The sequence below is a fragment of the Alkanindiges illinoisensis genome (genome assembly GCF_004377485.1).
In the GTDB taxonomy this organism is placed as follows: domain Bacteria; phylum Pseudomonadota; class Gammaproteobacteria; order Pseudomonadales; family Moraxellaceae; genus Alkanindiges; species Alkanindiges illinoisensis_A.
Map to the genome: position 1 here is coordinate 1 of NZ_SNTY01000054.1, position 3,931 is coordinate 3,931.

Annotated in this window: 3 protein-coding genes and 1 pseudogene; 3 read left to right on the forward strand and 1 reads right to left on the reverse strand. The window is 45.0% G+C overall.

The window, feature by feature from the left end; genetic code table 11:
* Positions 1–556 precede the first annotated feature (556 nt).
* The 3 genes from E2B99_RS11200 to E2B99_RS11210 are packed head-to-tail and all read left to right on the forward strand — an operon-like array spanning position 557 to position 3,820.
* Positions 557–1,345 (forward strand): hypothetical protein, encoded by a 789-nt coding sequence (locus E2B99_RS11200; protein ID WP_134245030.1) that lies wholly within the window; start codon positions 557–559, stop codon positions 1,343–1,345.
* Between the two features lie 3 nt (positions 1,346–1,348).
* On the forward strand, positions 1,349–2,944 hold the full coding sequence (locus tag E2B99_RS11205; protein WP_134245031.1) for a GH3 family domain-containing protein: 1,596 nt from the start codon (positions 1,349–1,351) through the stop codon (positions 2,942–2,944).
* A 30-nt stretch (positions 2,945–2,974) separates the two neighbouring features.
* On the forward strand, positions 2,975–3,820 hold the full coding sequence (locus E2B99_RS11210) for a hypothetical protein (protein ID WP_134245032.1): 846 nt from the start codon (positions 2,975–2,977) through the stop codon (positions 3,818–3,820).
* Between the two features lies 1 nt (position 3,821).
* On the opposite strand, the pseudogene E2B99_RS11215 reads toward E2B99_RS11210, so the two are convergent.
* A pseudogene (locus E2B99_RS11215) lies at positions 3,822–3,931 on the reverse strand (IS5/IS1182 family transposase); the annotation flags it as partial.

Genomic DNA, 3,931 nt, shown 5'->3' on the forward strand with positions numbered 1-3,931 from the left:
ATCTTGAATTTGCTGCCAGATATCATCGGTAAGAAGAGTACGTGCCATTGAAAATATAGAAATAAAAATAACTCAAAGGAAGATTTTAAGTATTTAAAACCAATTCTTCAAATGAGGACACGCCCTAGATTGTTAACTTAAAAAATAGCCTCTGTTACCTATGTGACAGGGGCTTATTTATTGACCAAAATTGGTGAATTTATTGGCATTTTTTGTCATTTTTTGCTTAAAAAAATAAAAATATGACGTTATGGCTTACTAGGTTGTAAGCTATTTCTCATTGTGCGTGAATGCGGAGTGTGGAAAACTTCCAGTCCTCGCTTCGCTGACATCTCTATTTCCGCATAAAAATTTAGGGTTGAGGGAAATTCAGGTGGACGAAAGCATGTTCGAGGATAATTAACGTCATGTCAAAACTATTGAAACATTGATAGAGATTAAAGGCATATTCCTTAAGGGCGCAATGAGCCAATATAAATAATATGCTTATCCTTCGTTAAATATCCGATTTTAAAAAACCTGTGTTCCAAGCAGAACCATTCTAGGATCGGTCAATATGAAATTTTTTAAACTGCCTAAACCTGAATTAAAAGCCAAATTCCAAAAAGTGGAACAGTTTTCAGTACAAGACCTTAGAATCATGTACAGCATCTATGAAAAATATTATGAAAACACCAGCTTTGATATCTTCCAGCATGATTTCCATAAAAAAACCGGTGCTTTTATTATCCGTCACCCTGAAACAGACCGCATTGTGGGTTTTTCCACACTCATGAAGTGTGATATTAAAACCGGTGACAGAACCTATCATGCGCTGTTTAGCGGCGATACAGTCATTGAAAAGGAATTCTGGGGCACCCGGGCCTTGCAGCGTGCCATGTACATTTACCTGATCACGGAAAAAGTAAAGCATCCGACGGAGCCTGTGTACTGGATGCTGATTTCCAAAGGGTTTAAAACCTATTTACTACTGGCCAATAACTTCTTTACCTACTATCCACATTTCAAGGGTAAAAACCAGCGCTTGTCCGGTATTGTCGATAGCTACTGCCGCCAGTATTTTAGTGATTATTATGATCCTGCCAGCAAAATTCTTAACTTTGGCAATGATTATCAGCCATTAAAGGAAAGTGTTGCGCCGATTACTGAGATCATGCGTAGCACCAAGCCCAAGATCAAGTTCTTTGAAGAGCGTAATCCAAACTGGGTACAGGGTACAGAGCTGCCGTGTGTTGGTGAAATTACCTGGCAGGAAATTGCCAAGTATGCACAGCGGTTTATTACCAAGCCAATCAGTCAGGGCAAGCTGGATGCCTTATTGGCAAATAAAACCCAGTCGGTATAAGCCATGAATCTGTTTGCGCAAGTAAGTCATCAGGCACTGGCGCTGGTTTGCCGCAAGGCTGACCAGCGCTTTAGCAGTCAGAGACAAAAGCTGGAGCAGGTACAGCGCAAAAAGCTGGCTAAAATCCTCAAACAGCTGCATCTGCCCAAAACACCACAGCGCATCAAAAACTATGAAAGCTTTGCTGCACAGTTACCGCTAACCCGTTACAGTGACTGGAAGCCCCAGATTGAACAGATGCGGCAGGGTAGTCAGGGCCTGAGCCGTAGTAAGCTGGTTCGTTATCAGCCGACCAGTGGTTCCAGTGAAAGTATCAAGTTTATTCCCTATTATCAGGATTTTTTAGACGAGCTAGACGCTGCAATTGGTCCATGGTTAAGCAGCATGTATCGCCTGCATCCCAAGCTCAAGCAAGGTTCGCATTACTGGTCAATTTCATGGCTGCCGGAAAGCCAGCGCCATCTGCTCACTGATGCTAACCTTAATGATGACAGTGTCTTGCTGGACTGGGGCAAGCGCATTCTAAGCCAGTATACGCAAGCTGTGCCTTCAGACGTGGCCTTTGCAGGCAATGCTGATGATGCACTGTTTGCAACCTTATGCTATCTGGTGGCTGATGCCCACCTGAGTATGCTGTCAGTCTGGAGTCCTACCTTTGCCCTGCAATTACTGGACAATATGCCGTTATGGGGTGCAGACATTGTACAGGTGTTAAGAACGGATAGCTGGGGGCAGCGGCAGAACTCGCTGGCGCAGGTTAAAGTGCCTAAATCACGGCGCCGTGCCCAGATACTAGAACGCTTGTTAAGCAAACCGCTTATGGATTGGCAAGCCTTATGGCCTAACCTGTGTCTGGTGTCCTGCTGGGATACTGCAGGTGCAAAAGCATGGGCACAGCAACTGCAAACACGCTTGCCATTTGCCGGGTTTGAGGGCAAGGGACTATGGGCCACCGAAGGCGTGGTAACCATTCCTTATGATGGCTATTATCCACTGGCGTATCAAAGCCATTTTTATGAATTTGAAAATCTGACTACAGGTAAAATTGTGCCAAGCTGGGAACTGAAGTGTGGTGATGAAGTCAGCCCAATATTAACCACTGGCAGTGGCCTGATGCGTTATTGCATGGACGATCATCTGGTAGTCAGCGATTTTTATGGCAGCTTGCCGTGCTTTACCTTCAAGGGCCGCCGTTTTGGGGTCGATCTGGTGGGAGAGAAGCTAGATCCCAGCGCCGCCATGAGCACCTTGCAAAGCGCTGCGCAAACTGTCCAGCATTGCAAGCCGGTTTCACTGCTGGCGATTGATACCGAAGGGCAGGCCAAGCCTTACTATCTGGCAGTGTTTGAAGGTACTCAACAAAATCAGCCCTGCGCTGCCTTTGTTGACAATCACCTCAAGCAAAATTTCCATTATGAGCTGGCACGTAATCTGGGCCAACTGGCGCCAGCACAGGCAATCTGTGTGGATGACGGCTGGCATTACTATAAACAGCTGGCCATGCAAAGCGGCATGATTGAAGGCAATATCAAGCCTGAACCACTCAAGAAAATACATATCAGTGCACTAAAAAATACCAGCGTACCAGCTGAACTATAAACCTGCTGAATGGTAAAAAGGATATAAATCATGATTGATGCGACTGCTGAGGCACTGGCCGAACCTGTAACCCAGCCTGAAAACGAAATCTACAGAACCAAAGCGGTTGAAGGCTTGCACATTCGGCCTGCACGTCCTGTAGATGACCAGCAACTGGTTAAGCTAATAGCTGAATCCATGCCGTCTAACGGCGTGTTGTTATCGTTTGAGCGCTATCCCAGCTATTTTAAGGCCACGCAGACCCAGTACGAGCAGCCGCGTGTTCTGGTGATGGTTGCCGATGAGCAGCCTGAAAAAATTCTGGCAATGTTTAACTTGGGAACCCGTAACTGCTTTATTAACGGCATGGTTAAACCATTGCGCTATGTCGGTGACTTGCGGATTGGCAAAACCACGCGGGGTAAGGGCTTGATCAGCCTGTTGATGAGCTATGTTAAAAATTGCTTGCCACTGGATGAGGTGTATCAAACCGTTATTTTGAATGACAACGTGGTTGCCCGTAAGGTATTGCATGAAAACCGTCCGGGTGTTCCGGCACATTATGTGGCGGATCAGGTCGAAACCCATACCCTGACCGGTTTTAAGGTTAAAAAAGAACTCAACCGCAATTTGTCTGTTGTCAATATGACGCGTGGTGACATCAGTGCCGTAAACCGTTTTATTCGTCATATGGCTGATTACTATAACTTTTTGCCAGCCTATGATTTTAAGGGATTAGTGGCACAAGACCCTTACTGGACCGGCTTAAGCATCAATGATTTTTATATTGTAAAACGCGGTGGACAGATTGTCGGGCTGTTTGGCTTATGGAATCAAAAGCCTTTTAAGCAGACCCGGATTGCCGATTATGGTAAACTCATTAGACCTCTTTCATAAATCATTTTTTGCTCAGTTCCAAGTTGTAGATTCCAGCGATTAAATTGAATCTCAAACCAAGCCTTTTACCTCTATTTCGATAACGCTCAGCAAAGATTTTGAAGGTTTTCA

Bases quoted from the DNA above. Each gene is read 5' to 3' on its own strand.
- E2B99_RS11200 (WP_134245030.1), top strand. From the start codon at position 557: ATGAAATTTTTTAAACTGCCTAAACCTGAATTAAAAGCCAAATTCCAA.
- E2B99_RS11205 (WP_134245031.1), top strand. From the start codon at position 1,349: ATGAATCTGTTTGCGCAAGTAAGTCATCAGGCACTGGCGCTGGTTTGC.
- E2B99_RS11210 (WP_134245032.1), top strand. From the start codon at position 2,975: ATGATTGATGCGACTGCTGAGGCACTGGCCGAACCTGTAACCCAGCCT.